13 protein-coding genes and 1 pseudogene are annotated in these 16,167 nt (G+C 50.2%); 4 read left to right on the top strand and 10 right to left on the bottom strand.

From position 1 onward, the window contains the following. Positions 1-130: 130 nt before the first annotated feature. The 5 genes from WB371_RS11995 to cybB all read right to left on the bottom strand — a co-directional run bounded on the left by WB371_RS11995 (position 131) and on the right by cybB (position 3,477). Entirely contained in the window at positions 131-1,249 is a 1,119-nt protein-coding gene (locus WB371_RS11995; RefSeq protein WP_336220291.1) for an S-(hydroxymethyl)glutathione dehydrogenase/class III alcohol dehydrogenase, read from the bottom strand. A 28-nt stretch (positions 1,250-1,277) separates the two neighbouring features. Next, on the bottom strand, positions 1,278-1,553 hold the full coding sequence (locus WB371_RS11990) for a metal/formaldehyde-sensitive transcriptional repressor (protein WP_336220290.1): 276 nt from the start codon (positions 1,551-1,553) through the stop codon (positions 1,278-1,280). 179 nt (positions 1,554-1,732) lie between these two features. Next, the gene (locus WB371_RS11985; protein ID WP_336220289.1) at positions 1,733-2,392 is read right to left on the bottom strand and encodes a helix-turn-helix domain-containing protein; all 660 of its coding nucleotides are present in this window, start codon (positions 2,390-2,392) and stop codon (positions 1,733-1,735) included. Positions 2,393-2,438: 46 nt separating this feature from the next. After that, positions 2,439-2,720 (bottom strand): hypothetical protein, encoded by a 282-nt coding sequence (locus tag WB371_RS11980; protein WP_336220288.1) that lies wholly within the window; start codon positions 2,718-2,720, stop codon positions 2,439-2,441. Between the two features lie 223 nt (positions 2,721-2,943). Next, positions 2,944-3,477, bottom strand: coding sequence for a cytochrome b561 (gene cybB, locus WB371_RS11975; RefSeq protein ID WP_336220287.1), 534 nt, complete (start codon positions 3,475-3,477; stop codon positions 2,944-2,946). 187 nt (positions 3,478-3,664) lie between these two features. Here cybB and gap point away from each other — a divergent pair, with 187 nt between their 5' ends. Beyond that, the gene (gene gap, locus WB371_RS11970) at positions 3,665-4,666 is read left to right on the top strand and encodes a type I glyceraldehyde-3-phosphate dehydrogenase (protein WP_336220286.1); all 1,002 of its coding nucleotides are present in this window, start codon (positions 3,665-3,667) and stop codon (positions 4,664-4,666) included. A gap of 30 nt (positions 4,667-4,696) precedes the next feature. On the opposite strand, the gene WB371_RS11965 is transcribed toward gap, so the two are convergent. Then, on the bottom strand, positions 4,697-5,491 hold the full coding sequence (locus WB371_RS11965) for a YdcF family protein (protein ID WP_420704051.1): 795 nt from the start codon (positions 5,489-5,491) through the stop codon (positions 4,697-4,699). 389 nt (positions 5,492-5,880) lie between these two features. Here WB371_RS11965 and WB371_RS11960 point away from each other — a divergent pair, with 389 nt between their 5' ends. Both WB371_RS11960 and WB371_RS11955 read left to right on the top strand, forming a co-directional pair. Next, positions 5,881-7,200, top strand: a complete 1,320-nt coding sequence (locus WB371_RS11960; RefSeq protein ID WP_336220285.1) for an MFS transporter — start codon at positions 5,881-5,883, stop codon at positions 7,198-7,200. Between the two features lie 697 nt (positions 7,201-7,897). Beyond that, positions 7,898-8,761, top strand: coding sequence for a LysR family transcriptional regulator (locus tag WB371_RS11955; RefSeq protein ID WP_336220284.1), 864 nt, complete (start codon positions 7,898-7,900; stop codon positions 8,759-8,761). Positions 8,762-8,785: 24 nt separating this feature from the next. On the opposite strand, the gene WB371_RS11950 is transcribed toward WB371_RS11955, so the two are convergent. Beyond that, positions 8,786-9,400: a helix-turn-helix domain-containing protein gene (locus WB371_RS11950; RefSeq protein WP_336220283.1), complete on the bottom strand. Its 615-nt coding sequence runs from the start codon at positions 9,398-9,400 to the stop codon at positions 8,786-8,788. A gap of 405 nt (positions 9,401-9,805) precedes the next feature. Continuing rightward, positions 9,806-13,708 carry an ATP-dependent RNA helicase HrpA gene (hrpA, locus tag WB371_RS11945; protein ID WP_336220282.1) on the bottom strand — a complete coding sequence of 1,301 codons (3,903 nt, stop codon included), beginning with the start codon at positions 13,706-13,708 and terminating at the stop codon, positions 9,806-9,808. 201 nt (positions 13,709-13,909) lie between these two features. Between hrpA and azoR the strand changes: the two genes are divergently transcribed. Continuing rightward, positions 13,910-14,515, top strand: coding sequence for an FMN-dependent NADH-azoreductase (gene azoR / locus WB371_RS11940; RefSeq protein ID WP_336220281.1), 606 nt, complete (start codon positions 13,910-13,912; stop codon positions 14,513-14,515). Here azoR and WB371_RS11935 read toward each other — a convergent pair. Continuing rightward, positions 14,463-14,958 (bottom strand): annotated as a pseudogene (locus WB371_RS11935) (GFA family protein). The gene azoR and the pseudogene WB371_RS11935 sit on opposite strands and share 53 nt — an antisense overlap. Next, positions 14,951-15,838 (bottom strand): aldo/keto reductase family oxidoreductase, encoded by an 888-nt coding sequence (locus WB371_RS11930; RefSeq protein WP_336220280.1) that lies wholly within the window; start codon positions 15,836-15,838, stop codon positions 14,951-14,953. The pseudogene WB371_RS11935 and the gene WB371_RS11930 overlap by 8 nt, the downstream one beginning before the upstream one ends. Positions 15,839-16,167 lie beyond the last annotated feature (329 nt).

Here is a 16,167-nt window from a genome sequence, read left to right as displayed (position 1 = left end):
CACGCCCGTAAGATAGTCATCGGCATTCAGAGGCGTTTACTTACCGCAAAAAGCGCCGGATTCGTCACACTTTGACAACATTTATGTTAAAAACGGAAAGCGCCAACGGAGATTTCCGCTGGCGGATGAATCAGTTATCGCCGAAGTGGATAACGGTGCGGATGGATTTTCCTTCGTGCATCAGATCAAATGCCTCGTTGATCTGCTCCAGCGGTAAACGGTGTGTAATAAAGGGATCCAACTGGATTTTCCCGGCCATCGCCTCTTCCACCATGCCCGGCAACTGGCTACGGCCTTTGACCCCGCCAAAGGCAGAACCGCGCCACACCCGTCCCGTTACCAACTGGAACGGACGCGTTTTAATCTCCTGTCCCGCGCCAGCTACGCCAATGATGATGCTTTCACCCCATCCTTTATGACAACACTCCAGCGCCGCGCGCATGACGTTTACATTGCCGATACACTCGAAGCTGAAATCCACGCCGCCGTCGGTGAGTTCCACAATCACGTCCTGAATCGGTTTATCGTAGTCGTTCGGGTTGATGAAATCGGTCGCCCCCATTTCACCCGCAAGCGTGAATTTCTCCGGGTTGGTGTCGACGGCGATAATTCGGCCAGCTTTCGCCTGTACCGCGCCCTGAATTACTGCCAGACCAATACCACCAAGACCAAAGACCGCGACGGTATCTCCTTCTTTCACTTTTGCGGTATTGTGTACCGCCCCAATCCCCGTAGTAACACCGCAGCCTAACAGACACACTTTATCCAGCGGCGCCTGCGGGTTCACTTTTGCCAGAGAGATTTCCGCACAAACCGTGTATTCGCTGAACGTACTGGTGCCCATGTAGTGGTAAATCGGTTCGCCGTTGTATGAAAAACGGGTGGTGCCATCCGGCATCAGACCTTTCCCTTGCGTGGCGCGTACCGCCTGGCAAAGGTTGGTTTTTCCTGATTTACAAAATTTACACTCACCACATTCTGCGGTATAGAGTGGAATAACGTGGTCGCCAGGTTTCAGACTGGTAACGCCTTCACCGACTTCCACCACAATACCGCCACCTTCATGTCCCAGTACCGCCGGAAAAACGCCTTCCGGGTCATCTCCCGACAGCGTAAACGCATCGGTATGACACACGCCGGTATGGGTAATTTTGACCAGAACTTCGCCCTTTGCAGGCGGCGCGACGTCAATCTCAACGATTTTGAGCGGCTGACCGGGGCCAAAAGCGACTGCTGCACGTGATTTCATATCTCTTCCCTTTTGCGAGGTGATGGATTTATTTTAGATAGGCGCGAAGAAGATGGCCGATTTCAGCCATCCGTAGGGCGCGCTGATCGGCGGTGGTGTCACCGCTGACTAATTCATCTTGCAGATGAATTTCTACCATTTCGCCCATTAAGCCTTTGGATGCGCCCCGTACGGCGGCAATTTGTTGCAAAATAGCCAGACAGGGTTCTCCCGATTCCAGCGCCCGCTCCAGGGCCTCGACCTGCCCCCGGATTCGCCGGACGCGAGTCAGAATACGTTTTTTATCTTCTGGTGAATGCGGCATACCGTCCCCTTCAATACTATAGGGGGGTATGGTATCAGAGTCACTGAGTTAATGAAATGTAAAGACTGTATTTAAACAGATTAGTGGGTGATAACACGCGGATAGGGTCGAGTGACGCATCACGTAATCAGCAAATGATTAAGCGTTATGCGCCGTGGCTTGTTGCGGACTGAAGAGGCTTAGAACTGTGCCGGAATGTACTTAATACTCATCAGATGTCCATTCTCAATACTGATGTATCCACCCGTCTTTAATGCAGAAAGCGTGTTCATTATGGCCGAACGCGAAAGTCGTGTTTTACCGCGAATGTAACTCTCAGCCGTGATCGCCAGCCTGATTTCCTCCGGTTTACTTATCAGCTCATAAAGCTGGTAACGAACAACCTGAAAAACGGTCGGCGACGCGATTTTAAACAATATCTCTGTCGCTATGCTGGCGATAAGCTGCAGATGCCGGGCATAGGCTTCCCATAAACTGTGTTTTGTGAGTAAGTCGTAAAACTGTTCTTTTGCAAGAGTAGCAATCTCGACAGCATCAATGGCCCGCATGACAAACATCGATTCAGAGTTTTTGTGAACGGGAATAATCCCACGGATGGTCGGCGCTTCAATGACATCAAGAAGAATATCATCCGGCTGGCGATAGAGTGTGATCGCGCCTGTACGGATAAAGAAACAGTCCGTCTGTCGGGCGGCACTGAAGCTAATGCGTTTTCCGGCAGGATAACTTGCATAGGTTAAGTAAGGTTCCAGCGTTTCAAACAAAATCTTAAGATAAGTGTCATCTATACGCGAGCTCACAGGCCAGGACAGTTCCGAATTATCGACATTGCTGATCATTTTGTTACCCACAGAAGTGTTTATAAGTAGATTAGCAGAGAAGCCGTTATTGTGGTGACAGTGTGACGGTGCATAGCTTTCGGAACAAAAATGTTACCAGGTCTTCACCGAGATAGGTCACCTCATTTCCCCCATCCTGGATTAACGGGATACAGGGATATTTTTCCGGCCTCACCTCTTCCATAGCTTGTTGGATTTCCATATCGGTAAACATCGTATAATCAAATTGTTTAAGATACCAATGTTCAAAATCTTCATCACAGCGAAGAACGACCGCGTTTTTGTTCGCTTCATTCGCCGTGACGTTAGTTTTGCCTGATGATTTCATAACGCGAGCCTCTGTTTTTGACGGGTGCGCTGAGGCTAATTTAATAGGTAACGCATAACAATCTATTCAGGGTTTAAATATGGATTATGAAGTTAAGAAAATCCTTGCACCCGGAGTACAGGTATCCTGTTCAGAACAACGGATGAGATGATTCAGAACCAGGCACCGTCCAGCGTTGAAAAATCGCGGGCCGTCACACCCGCGGATACTGGCGACGCAGGGGTTATTTCTGCCGTTTGCGCGGCATCATGCGTAACAAGGTATTATCTTTCCAGAAGTAGTGATGCATCAGTGCGGCAGCGGCATGAAGGGCAATCACCACGTAGCCGATATTAGCCAGCGTGATATGCCAGGATTTTAACGTGTCAACCAGGTCAAAGTTTCCTTCCGCCGCATGGGGCATTACGATACCAAACGCCAGCCAGGGATTACCGCGATTGTACATCATCACCAGGCCAACGATCGGCAGCACGATAAAGAGCAGATAAATGACCAGATGCCCCAGATGCGCCAGCCCGGTCATCATCGGCCTGGGTTTCGGCACAATTGGCGGTGCCGGGTATTTCAGTCTGATCAGCAAACGCGCCACCATCAGAAGCAGAATGGCGATTCCGCATGACACGTGCACCATATTAATGACAGGTCGGTCACTTCGTGGAAAGAAACCGCGAAACTCCATCGCACAGTACGCCACTATCACCAGTAAAAAGACCAGCCAATGAATCCCAATTTGCAGGCTTGAATACTTATTGCCCATAACACTTCCTGAGTAAAAACGACAAAGCGACAACATAACGAGGTTTTGTTAAAAATTCATTAATTTTTCTTCGCTGCTAATCAGTAAGTTACCCTTAACGGCAAGAACTGCGATTGCCCACCACGCCATACTGGACTATGCCTGTAAGGGAAAATGCACCTCCGCTACATCCTCACAGGAGTAAATCATGAGTAAAATTGGCATTAATGGTTTTGGTCGTATTGGTCGTCTGGTGTTGCGTCGTTTACTGGAAGTCAAAAGCGATGTTGATGTGGTCGCGATTAATGACCTCACCTCCCCTAAAATCCTCGCCTATCTGCTTAAACATGATTCGAACTACGGGCCGTTCCCGTGGAGCGTCGACTTCACCGAAGATGCGCTGATCGTTAATGGTAAAGAGATTGCGGTGTATGCAGAGAAAGACGCCAAAAACATCCCGTGGAAAGCCAGGGGTGCCGAAGTCATTATCGAATGCACCGGCTTCTATACCTCAACGGAAAAATCGCAGGCCCATATTGATGCTGGTGCGAAAAAGGTGCTTATCTCCGCGCCGGCTGGCGAGATGAAAACCATCGTCTACAACGTCAATGATGACACGCTTAACGCCAGCGATGTCATTGTTTCGGTTGCCTCCTGCACCACCAACTGCCTGGCGCCAATGGCCAAAGCCCTGCATGACAGCTTTGGCATCAAAGTGGGGACCATGACCACCATTCACGCTTACACCGGAACACAGTCGCTGGTCGATGGGCCACGTGGCAAAGATTTACGCGCCTCCCGAGCGGCTGCGGAAAATATCATTCCGCATACCACTGGCGCGGCAAAAGCGATTGGGCTGGTCATTCCAGAGCTGAGCGGCAAATTAAGAGGCCACGCCCAGCGCGTACCGGTTAAAACCGGGTCGGTCACCGAACTGGTGTCCATTCTGGATAAGAAAGTGACGGCTGAAGAAGTTAACAACGCACTGAAGAAAGCAACGCAAAACAATGAATCTTTCGGCTACACCGATGAGGAGATTGTTTCGTCCGACGTCATCGGATCGCACTTCGGCTCCGTATTTGACGCCACACAGACCGAAATAACCGAAGTGGGCGATCTGCAACTGGTGAAAACCGTCGCCTGGTACGACAACGAATACGGCTTTGTGACGCAGCTTATTCGCACTCTGGATAAATTCGTCAAACTCTAGTCAGCAGGCGGAGGATAACCTCCGCCCCATTTAGCACAGTGAGCGATGGTTCATGGCATCGTTCAACGCGTTATCCTGGCGCAGGATCCGCCAGGCCGCCTCAACTTCTGGCGGAAAATCCACCTGCACGATGAAGTCGCGACCACGCGGTCCGTAACCCGTTTCATCATTTCGCAAACGTGGGATTTCACCGACAACCAGCGCCAGATAGCGATCAACAGTCCAGACACCTTCACTGGCGTTTGCCAGCCTCACGCCATCGTCATGCTGGCACAAAACGGGGGTGAATCCAGGATGGCTTAACCAGCGCGGCGCGTCCAGATTATCGCGGGTGACGCGGCGAAAGCTTGCTACGGTGCGCCGCTGCATGGTGGGATCCTGCACAACGATGGCGGTATTAATCGGTCCGGCGGCCTGCGCAATGATATCTGCGCTGAAACGGGCATTCTCCCCGCAGTTGGTTGACCGATCTTCCAGCCAGATGTTCTTCGCCGGGATCTGCCAGAACTGACGGGCGATATCGCCCAGAATAGCGGCTTCCGGACGGCCAGTAGTTTGAATGGTGTTATAGCGCGGGTGTTGAGCTACAGCGGCATACAGGAACGTTGTAGAGTGCCCAATTCCGCCGGTGATAAGTAACGGGATACGCTGTTGCGAGGCGATGCGGCAAGCTGCCTCAATGGTCGGAATAACGGCATTGCCCGCCAGCACCACACAATCTGCCGGACGGTCGGCCTCGCCGCAAAAGTCATCCTGTGCCAGCCATTGCCCCAGGGTATTGATCGCCTCAACGGTCGTGGCGGAAAGTGTCGGGAAAGGTTGCATCATCAGGCTCCTCTTCTGTTCCCTGCAGAGTACCGCACCGGAATCGGATAAACAGCAGATCTCTCTGAAAGGTTTATGCTTGAAATATCGGCGCTTTTTTGTCATCCCGGTGAAATAACACAAATCGTCTAAAAATCGGCCGGTTGCACCTGTGGATTATGCTGTTTATTTATCATTTCTTAAATCATCGACGTCAAATCTTCTGTCATAACAGAAAATTCCCCTGGCAAATTGCCCTCTTTTTAACCTGTTACCGTACGGCATTGCTTGTTAAATGTTACAAACACACCTAGTTTAATTAACAATTTAACAACTTCTCCACGTAACAAGTTGCACCTGTCGCACTATGGGGTGCCACCCTTTTATTCTCTGGTCGAGGTTTTCCGTCAATGACAACCCATGAAAGTAGCACGGCAATTCTGAAAAAAAATAAGAAGGTACTCATCGCCAGTCTTACCGGTAGCGCGATTGAGTGGTTTGACTACTTCCTGTATGGCACCGCTGCGGCGCTGGTATTTAATAAAATTTTCTTCCCAATGGTCGATCCGGTCATAGGACTTATCCTCTCCTACCTCTCTTTCTCGCTAACCTTTTTCATTCGACCGATTGGCGGCGTGATTTTCGCGCACATAGGCGATCGCATTGGGCGCAAGAAAACGCTGGTGTTAACGCTTTCGCTGATGGGCGGCGCCACGGTAATGATTGGTCTGTTGCCGACCTACGACATGATTGGCATCTGGGCGCCTGTCCTGCTGATCCTGATGCGTATTATTCAGGGGATGGGGATTGGCGGCGAATGGGGCGGCGCGTTGCTGTTGGCGTATGAATACGCCCCGGAAAAGCGCAAAGGTTTTTTCGGCAGCATTCCACAGGCGGGTGTCACCATCGGTATGCTCATGGCGACGTTTATCGTGTCGTTGATGACCCTGTTCAGTGAAGATGATTTTCTCTCCTGGGGCTGGCGTATTCCCTTCCTGCTCAGCTCCGTGCTGGTGCTGTTAGGACTGTGGATACGCCGGGATATTGATGAAACGCCAGATTTCAAAAAAGTTAAAGCCTCCGGCCAGGTGGCGAAAGCGCCGCTACGTGACACGCTAACCCACCACTGGCGTGAAGTCTTAATCGCCGCCGGACTGAAGGTGGTCGAAACCGCGCCGTTCTACATTTTCTCGACCTTTGTGGTCAGCTACGCCACCACCACGCTCGCGTATCAGAAATCCCAGGCGCTGGAAGCGGTTACCGTGGGTGCCCTTATTGCCACGGTAATGATCCCGCTGATGGGATTGTTGTCGGACAAAATTGGCCGTAAGCGCATGTATGCCATAAGTGTCTTCCTGCTGGGCCTGTTTATCGTGCCATGGTTCCTGCTGCTCAATACCGGCACCACCTGGGGAATTATGCTGGCAACGATAGTGATGTTCGGTATTCTCTGGTCGCCGGTCACAGCCGTGCTCGGCACATTGTGCTCAGAAATTTTCAGCGCAAATGTGCGCTACACCGGCATTACTCTTGGTTATCAGATTGGCGCAGCGCTGGCGGGCGGTACGGCTCCGCTTATCGCGACCGGCTTGCTGGCAAAATATGACGGCGACTGGGTGCCAGTCGCATGGTATCTGGTCACCACCGTGGCGATTTCACTGGTGGCGATTTTCTTTGCCAGCCGGGTAAAACGTAGCCCGGCGATCAATGCCCAGCCTGACAGGGTGTAACAGGCCTGCGGCCCGTTCTTCGGGCCGCTGATTTTATTGAACTCAATGACGGTTAATAGGCCTGACTGGTCTTGCCTGATCAATAGATTGCTAAAGAGGGTTTGCAACGAGCAGCGTGCACTTTTATTCAACTCGTCACTGAGTGGTGAATACTGAGATTGAGCGAGTGACGGATCAACAACAACGGCAAATGTCAGCAATAAGGGAATCAGTATCTGGAATATTATTTACAATCAGACCAACCACTTCCTGAAAATAAATTCTCCAGCGTTCACCCATTAGATGAAAATATAATTACATCATCCACCCACTCATTAATTTCTTTCCATTTCCATCATTTTTAATGATGATGACAGATGGGCCATTTGTCGTAACAATCCATGACAGTAAAATTTTATTATTACTTTTATCATAATCCCTTTGACACAAAAATCATTTGTGCCACAACATCCAATAATGCACACAATATGTGACAAAACATTAACACCCATACTACAAGAGGTTGCGCAAATGACTATTACAACATTCTGCAAAAAAAGCGCAGAAATGAGCAAAACAGGCATTTTCAGGAGTAAAATTGAGTGATAGCTTTAAGTAATGAAGGAGCAACTTCATAAAGAAAAAAATCAGAAGTTGTCCGTTATTTAACATTTAAAGGTGTTGAGATCGCCATCACACTACTAAAATGGGGTTGAACATGAATTTTCTATTAACCAAGAAACTCAAATACTTTATGACCGTCATGGAAAAGCAGTGTTTAAATAAAGCCTGTGAAGAGTTATTTATTACTCGCTCACCTTTAGGAAAAACAATTAACGAGCTAGAAACATTTTTTGGCAAGAAACTTTTTCTGCGTCAACATGGTTTATTCAGCCCAACCGATTATGCTAAAGAGATTTATGAGCAGACCGAGCCACTGTATCGCAAAATCGTCAATACCGAAAAAGAACTTCTCGGTCCAATGCAAGGCAACAGGATCACTATCGTGATTGATAAATCATTCCCCGACAACCTGGCTGATATACTTGAATGCAGTTTAGGTAAAAGCGATTTTAGTTATACCGTAGTCAGGATGAACGTCCGACAAGAAACGCTGGAAAACGATGAACTGAATAACCGTACCATCATCATTAGCACCACTCACTTTCCTGTTCCAGATAAAATTGCCACCCAATGCCATCACAGTAGTGCAATGCTTCTGATCACTAATAAAGAAAATAAAGATGACCTAAAAAATCTGGAAAAAATCCCTCTGCTTGTCAGGGAAAACATGCTGACAATCAGCCATCAAAGAATCGCCTTTTGGCTGGAAAAGTACGTTAACTTCCACCCGAAGGTGCAGGCTGTGCAAGGCTCTCTGCTGGACTTCATGGTGATGACCAGCAACGGAGCCGGCTTCATGTTACTGCCCCTTACCACCTGCGAGATGATGAATATCAATCGCCAGAACACTATTCTGATGGACCACATGAAAATGAATATGCATTATTATTATCAGACGAAAACGAAACATGCTCCAGCGATTAAGAACATCATCAAATACATAGACAGGCTGTTTTAATCACTCACCTGATAATTAATCGGGTTAAAATTTTACTGGCAAAAAATTAATCTTCTTTAATTTGCCACGATTGATTTCTATGTAGGCGCCTTTTTTTAATTCGTTAAGAACAGTCATTACGGCGCTCCTTGAATATCCGGTTCTGAGGATAATATATGTGCAAATATTTTCTTTTAATTTGAGTTCGGTGCTGGATTCAATTTTATACAAGTAATACTTTACCATATCGTAGACACTACAGTTCATTAACATATTCATTCTGGAATAAATAAGCATGGATGCATACGCCATTATGTGATAAAGATTTTTCCACAAACAGTGACGTTCAATGCCATTATAAAAGTCCTCTCTGCGGTATTGCAGATAGGAAAAACTACTGTCACCCGTTAATCGCAAATGCTTATAAATCTCGACATGAAATAGTTTTATTACGTTTTTACCGGAGAGTGATGCTATCACTATTCCATCAGATGTCCTCTCCAGGTTTAAATGTCCTTCAAGAATAATGATGACTGAATCATTATCGAGTAAATTACAACTATCCATTTCCCCGCTAAATGTCAAAACCTCTGATTGCCTGTCCTGATTATTTAAAAAATGGTTGACCACCGCATCAATGTCTTCAATTGGTTTTTGCATTATATCTACCCTCCTCCGCATTGCTTTCATCATATCCAGCAGGTTCTGAAAAGTGTGCTGTCGACATATGTATTTTTACGAAAAAATGTAAATAAATAATTCATATATTATCTCCTGTTCCTCACAATATTACACATTGCTGCTGAATTAATTCTTTCTAAATTGTCTTTAAAATAAACAGGGCACGCCAAATGGGTATTCGAACATTCTGTGAGGTATGTGCATTACTCATCGTTATTAGCCGACTTATCACCTTGCACAAACGAGAGATTCGCGGCCGATATATACCTGGTTTTTGTTATTGGGTGGGTTTATGTTGACGTGCGCGCAGGCCGGCGAGATGGCATAAGTAGCGATACTGTATGAATGACGCCAGCGCTGAAAACCTCAACGCTGGCGTCATGGTCAAAGTGAAATTTGCTCCATCGCCTGGAGTATACGCTTATCCGAGATCGGGTACGGCGTTCCCAGTTGCTGGGCAAAGTAGCTCACGCGCAGTTCCTCAATCATCCAGCGGATCTCTTTGACCTCTTCGTCTTCACGGCGCGCCGGTGGCAGCTTGTTCAACCACTGTTGCCACGCCTGCTGGACGCTTTCGACTTTGAGCATCTGCGCCCTGTCGCGATGAGGATCGATGGCCAGTTTCTCAAGACGTTTTTCAATCGCCTGCAGATAGCGCAGCGTATCCCCCAGACGTCGAAAGCCGTTGCCGGTGACAAAGCCGCGGTACACCAGACCGCTCATCTGCGCTTTGATATCCGAAAGGCCCAACGCCATCGTCATATCCACACGCCCTTTCAGCCTTTTGTTGATATTAAAGACCGCAGTCAGGATCTGTTCGACCTGTCTGGCAATCTCCACAACGGTCTCGTTCAGTTCGGCGCGAACTTTTTCATGCAGAACGGCAAAGCCCTCTTCCGTCCAGACCGGACCGCCGTTGGCGTCGATCAACTTATCTACGCCACAGGAAATACAGTCGTCGATAAGTTCCAGTACTTTCCCGTACGGGTTGAAATAGAGCCCCAGTTTGGCTTTATTGGGCAGCTTTTCATGCAGATATTTAATAGGCGACGGAATATTCAGTAACAGCAAACGGCGCAGACCCGCCCACATAGCCTGCTGTTGCTCCAGCGGATTATCAAACAGCTTGATCGCCACGCTGTCGCGCTCATCCACCAGCGCGGGCCAGGCTTTAACTTTGTAGTTGCCGCGCTTTTGCTCATAGCTTTCCGGAAGTTTGCCAAAACTCCAGATGTGCAGCCCGCTCTGTTCGATGCCGTCGTCCGCCACGGCAGAAAGCGTTTCCTGCACTTTCCCCTTCAGCCTTTCTTTAAGATCCTGTAACGACCGACCTTCCTGTAGCTTTTTGTTCTTCTCATCCACCACCCGGAAAGTGATTTTCAGATGATCGGGCACCTGATCCCAGTGCCAGTCTTCACGGTCAACCGTCACGCCGGTCATGCGCCGCAGCTCGCGCTCAAGAGCATCAAGCAGCGGTAGCTCCAGTGGCGTTACGCGGCCTAAAAACGCTTCGGCGTAGTTCGGCGCAGGCACAAAATTGCGGCGTATCGGTTTTGGCAATGATTTAATCAGTGCAATCACCAGTTCGCGGCGCAATCCCGGAATTTGCCACTCGAATCCGCTCTCTTCCACCTGGTTGAGCAGCGGGAGCGGAATATGCACGGTGACCCCGTCCGCATCAGCGCCCGGTTCAAACTGATAGCTTAACCGCAGCTTAAGATTGCCCTGATGCCAGAAATTCGGGTAATCCAGCTTGCTGATTTTTTCCGCCCCCTCTTTGATCAGCATGTTCTTTTCAAAGTTGAGCAGGTCCGGCGTTTCACGGCTGACTTTCTTCCACCAGCTATCGAAATGACGGGCAGAAATGACGTCGTGGCTGATGCGCTGGTCATAGAACTCAAACAGCGCATCGTCATCCACCAGAATGTCCCGACGACGCGATTTGTGTTCCAGTTCTTCCACTTCCGCGCGCAATCTGAGATTTTCGCGGAAGAAAGCATGACGCGTTTGCCAGTCGCCTTCCACCAGCGCATGACGGATAAACAGCTCGCGGCACAAGGCCGGGTCAATCTGGCTGTAGTTCACCTTACGCGCGGCGACAATGGGCAGACCGTATACGGTCACTTTCTCCGTTGCCATGACCGCCCCCTGCGCACGCTCCCAGTGCGGTTCACTGTAGGCGCGTTTAATCAGGTGTTGGGCGACGGGTTCCACCCATTCCGGATCGATTCGCGCGGCGATGCGTCCCCACAGACGGCTGGTTTCCACCAGTTCAGCCACTATTGTCCATTTCGGCGGCTTTTTGAATAAGCCGGAACCAGGGAAGATAGAGAAACGGGCGTTACGCGCGCCGGTATACTCCTGCTTATCGGCATCTTTCATCCCAATATGCGACAGCAACCCGGTGAGCAGCGCGATATGGATCTCGCGGTATTCAGCCGGTTCGCTGTTCACCGGAATCCCCAGCTCTTTTACCACCTGACGCAACTGGGTGTAGATATCCTGCCACTCACGCACGCGCAAATAATTCAGGTAATCCGTCCGGCACAAACGGCGAAACGCATTGGATGACAGCGCTTTTTGCTGTTCGCCAAGATAATTCCACAGATTCACAAACGCGAGGAAATCGGACTCTTTGTCATGGAAGCGGCGATGTTTCTCATCAGAGGCCTGCTGCTTATCCATCGGTCGTTCACGCGGGTCCTGAATTGACAGCGCTGAGGTGATGATCATCGCCTCACGCACACAGCCGTGCTGTTGGGCTTCCAGCACCATCCGCGCCAGACGCGGGTCCACCGGAAGCTGGCACAGTTGCCGACCCAGGGGAGTCAGTTTGTACGCTGAAGCCTGTTCATCCGTGGTAATCGCCCCCAGTTCTTCCAGCAGGCGCACACCGTCCTGAATATTGCGCTTATCCGGCGCTTCAACAAACGGGAACGCGGCGATATCACCGAGCCCCAGTGCGGTCATTTGCAGGATGACGGACGCCAGGTTGGTCCGCAGAATTTCCGGATCGGTAAATTCCGGACGCGACAGAAAGTCATCCTCCGAATAGAGCCGGATGCAGATCCCTTCGGAGACACGCCCACAGCGTCCTTTACGCTGATTCGCAGAGGCTTGCGAGACGGGTTCAATCGGCAGACGCTGCACTTTAGTGCGATAGCTGTAACGACTGATACGCGCAGTCCCTGGATCGATAACGTATTTGATGCCAGGCACCGTCAGCGAGGTTTCCGCCACGTTGGTCGCCAGCACGATACGCCGACCGCTGTGCGACTGGAAAACGCGGTTTTGTTCGCTATTCGACAGTCGCGCATACAGCGGCAACACTTCGGTGTGGCGCAAATTGAGCTTATTCAGCGCATCAGCTGTATCGCGGATTTCACGCTCTCCGCTCATGAAGATCAGAATATCGCCGGGGCTTTCCCGTCCAAGTTCATCGACCGCGTCGAAAATTGCCTGCAACTGATCACGCTCGGTGTCATCAGCCTCTTCCACGATCGGACGATAGCGTACTTCAACAGGATACGTGCGGCCGGAGACCTCAATAATTGGCGCGTTATTAAAATGACGTGAAAAGCGCTCCGGGTCGATAGTCGCGGAAGTAATGATTATTTTCAGGTCCGGACGGCGCGGCAGCAGCTCTTTCAGATAGCCAAGCAGGAAATCGATGTTCAGGCTGCGTTCATGCGCCTCATCGATGATGATCGTGTCGTACTGCATCAGTAAACGATCCTGCTGAATTTCAGCCAGCAGGATACCGTCCGTCATCAGCTTGACCATAGTGTTGTCGCTGACGTGATCGCTGAAACGAACCTTGTACCCGATACAGCCGCCAGGTTCTGTTTGCAGCTCTTCCGCGATACGGTTCGCCACCGTACGCGCCGCCAGGCGACGCGGCTGGGTGTGACCAATCAGCCCTTTCACACCGCGTCCAAGTTCCATACAAATTTTCGGCAACTGCGTCGTTTTACCGGACCCGGTCTCCCCGGCCACAATGACGACCTGATGATCGCGGACGGCCTCCAGAATCGCCTGTTTTTTCTGACTGACGGGCAGATTTTCCGGGTAGGTAATCGCCGGGCGCGACGCTTCACGCAGCACGACTTTACCGGCTGCCTGTTCGATCTCTTTTGCCATCTCCTGGTAAATGGCCTGTTGTGCATCAGGATTTTTAACCTTCTTTACCCCCTGCAGGCGACGCGAAAATCGCTGCCTGTCGCGCAACATCAGCGAGTCGAGTTGCTGTTGCAAGCTGTGGAAGGTTAATTTTTGTTGTTCTGTCATAGCGTTAAAAGGCAGTGCTCTGCCTGGTTAAATCTCTTCAAAATAATAGGTATAGCGTACCACATCAGCGCATTTTATGTGTTGTTCAATAAATTCGAACATAGACTTCGATATATTGCGCTATCTCTGCGACAGGATTGTGAATAAAGTGGCAACACGCAACGGCGCATCGCCCATTCAAACACATGTAAGGAATCACCCATGAGCAAGGTTTTAGTTCTTAAATCCAGTATTCTGGCAGGGTACTCTCAGTCTGGTCAGTTGTCTGATTATTTTGTTGAACAGTGGCGTGAAAAGCATCCGGCTGATCGGGTAACCGTCCGCGATCTGGCTGCCAGCCCGGTTCCGGTGCTGGATGGCGAGCTGGTAGGTGCCCTGCGCCCGAGCGATACGCCGCTGACCCCCCGTCAACAAGAGGCGCTGGCGCTTTCTGATGAGCTGATTGCCGAACTGAAAGCGCATGATGTGATTGTTATCGCCGCGCCGATGTACAACTTCAATATCCCGACACAACTGAAAAACTACTTCGATCTGATTGCTCGTGCTGGCGTCACCTTCCGTTACACCGAGAAAGGTCCGGAAGGCCTGGTGACCGGTAAACGCGCAGTGATCCTTTCCAGCCGCGGTGGTATTCACAAAGACACGCCGACCGATCTGATCGCCCCGTACCTGAAAGTGTTCCTCGGCTTCATTGGTATCACGGATGTGAACTTCGTGTTCGCAGAAGGGATCGCCTACGGTCCGGAAGTGGCGTCTAAGGCCCAGTCTGACGCGAAAGCTGCGATCGACAGCGTCGTTGCAGCCTGATTAAAAGGCCTCCCGTCCATGCGGGAGGCCTTTTATTTACTCTGATAGCGTAAATACCCCACCACTCCCTGACTTGCCCCATCGCTGGGATGGTTCATCCCGTCGGTGACCTCCACACAGGAAAAATCAAACGGCGACACATTTTCAATACAGGCGACATTAACGCCATATTGATCCGGACTGGACCGTCGTTGATGAAAGGTGTAAATCCCGCACACAGAACAAAAGAAGTGCCTTGCCGTACCGGTGTTGAAACGGTACTCCGTGAGCTTGTCCTCTCCTGCGAGGATCTCAATTCCCGACAGGGGAGCAGAGACCACAACCGCTCCCCGCATCCGACAAAATGAACAATTGCAGCGTCGGACAGTATTAAATCCGTCACTCAGCTCAACGGTAAATCTGACGGCGCCGCAGTGGCATTGTGCCGCTCTTTTCTCAGCCATTCGTCTGCCCTTTTAGTGATATTCCATCCAGCGTCGCCAGAACGTCATCTGAAAGATGAAGTTTCCCTGCCGCCATGTTTTCATGCAAATGCGCGACCGACGAGGTTCCTGGTATCAGCAGAATGTTCGGTGAACGATGAAGCAACCAGGCCAACGCGACCTGCATCGGCGTTACATTCAGGCTCATCGCCACTTCTGAAAGCGTGGAGGATTGCAGCGGTGTGAATCCACCGAGCGGGAAAAAGGGAACGAACGCAATGCGCTCAGCTGCCAGCGCGTCAATCAGCGCATCATCCTGACGGTTTGCAATGTTGTATTCATTCTGCACACAGACAATCTCCGCAATATCACGCGCTTGCGCCACCTGTTTTGCCGTGACATTGCTCAGCCCCAGGTGCTTAATCAACCCTTCCTGTTGCATCTTCGCTAAAACGGAGAAACTCTCTTCAATCGGCCCTTCCTGCGTACCGTGGCCGTCACCGATCATCACGCGGAAGTTAACGACATCCAGCGCCTCCAGTCCAAGATTACGCAGGTTGTCGTGAACCGCCTGCCTGAGTTCTGTAGGTGAGAAAGCGGGTAGCCAGGAAGCGTCCTCTCCGCGCCGGGCACCGATTTTGGTAACAATCACCAGATCATCCGGATACGGATGCAGCGCTTCACGAATGATTTGGTTGGTAACGTGCGGACCGTAAAAATCGCTGGTATCAATATGGTTGACGCCCAGGGCAATCGCTTCCCGAAGCACCGTTAATGCGACATGACGATCTTTGGGTGGTCCAAAAACCCCCGGCCCAGCCAGTTGCATTGCCCCATAACCTAAGCGTTTGACCTGCCGGGAACCAAGAGAAAACGTGTCTGAATTGCCGTGACTTGTCATAACTGCCCCTTCTGCTCAATAGCGCGTAAGAAAAGAGAGTATAGGAACTTACCCTGCAAATTATTACGCCTGGCGCAACAAAACAGCAAAGCCATCAGCCTGGTATTAAAAAAGTAGCAGCAACCACCCCACCCACAAAACGATAACCCAGTACAACGAAGTACGGCACATTTTCATGGCCCCCTTTTCTCTCTGTGTTAAGGTTAATGCCAGTAATTTCTCAGGCTGCCAGATAGCGGAAAGTGCTTCACCCGCAAGAGCATTATTTTCTTCGTTAATGAGGGACAAATAGGAGTGCGTAAATAAAAACGCCAACTGTTCAGTGTCTT

The organism is Citrobacter amalonaticus (genome assembly GCF_037053465.1).
GTDB lineage: Bacteria > Pseudomonadota > Gammaproteobacteria > Enterobacterales > Enterobacteriaceae > Citrobacter_A > Citrobacter_A amalonaticus_H.
Note: the sequence above shows the minus strand (reverse complement) of the source record. Positions and strands in the feature narration are given on the sequence as shown.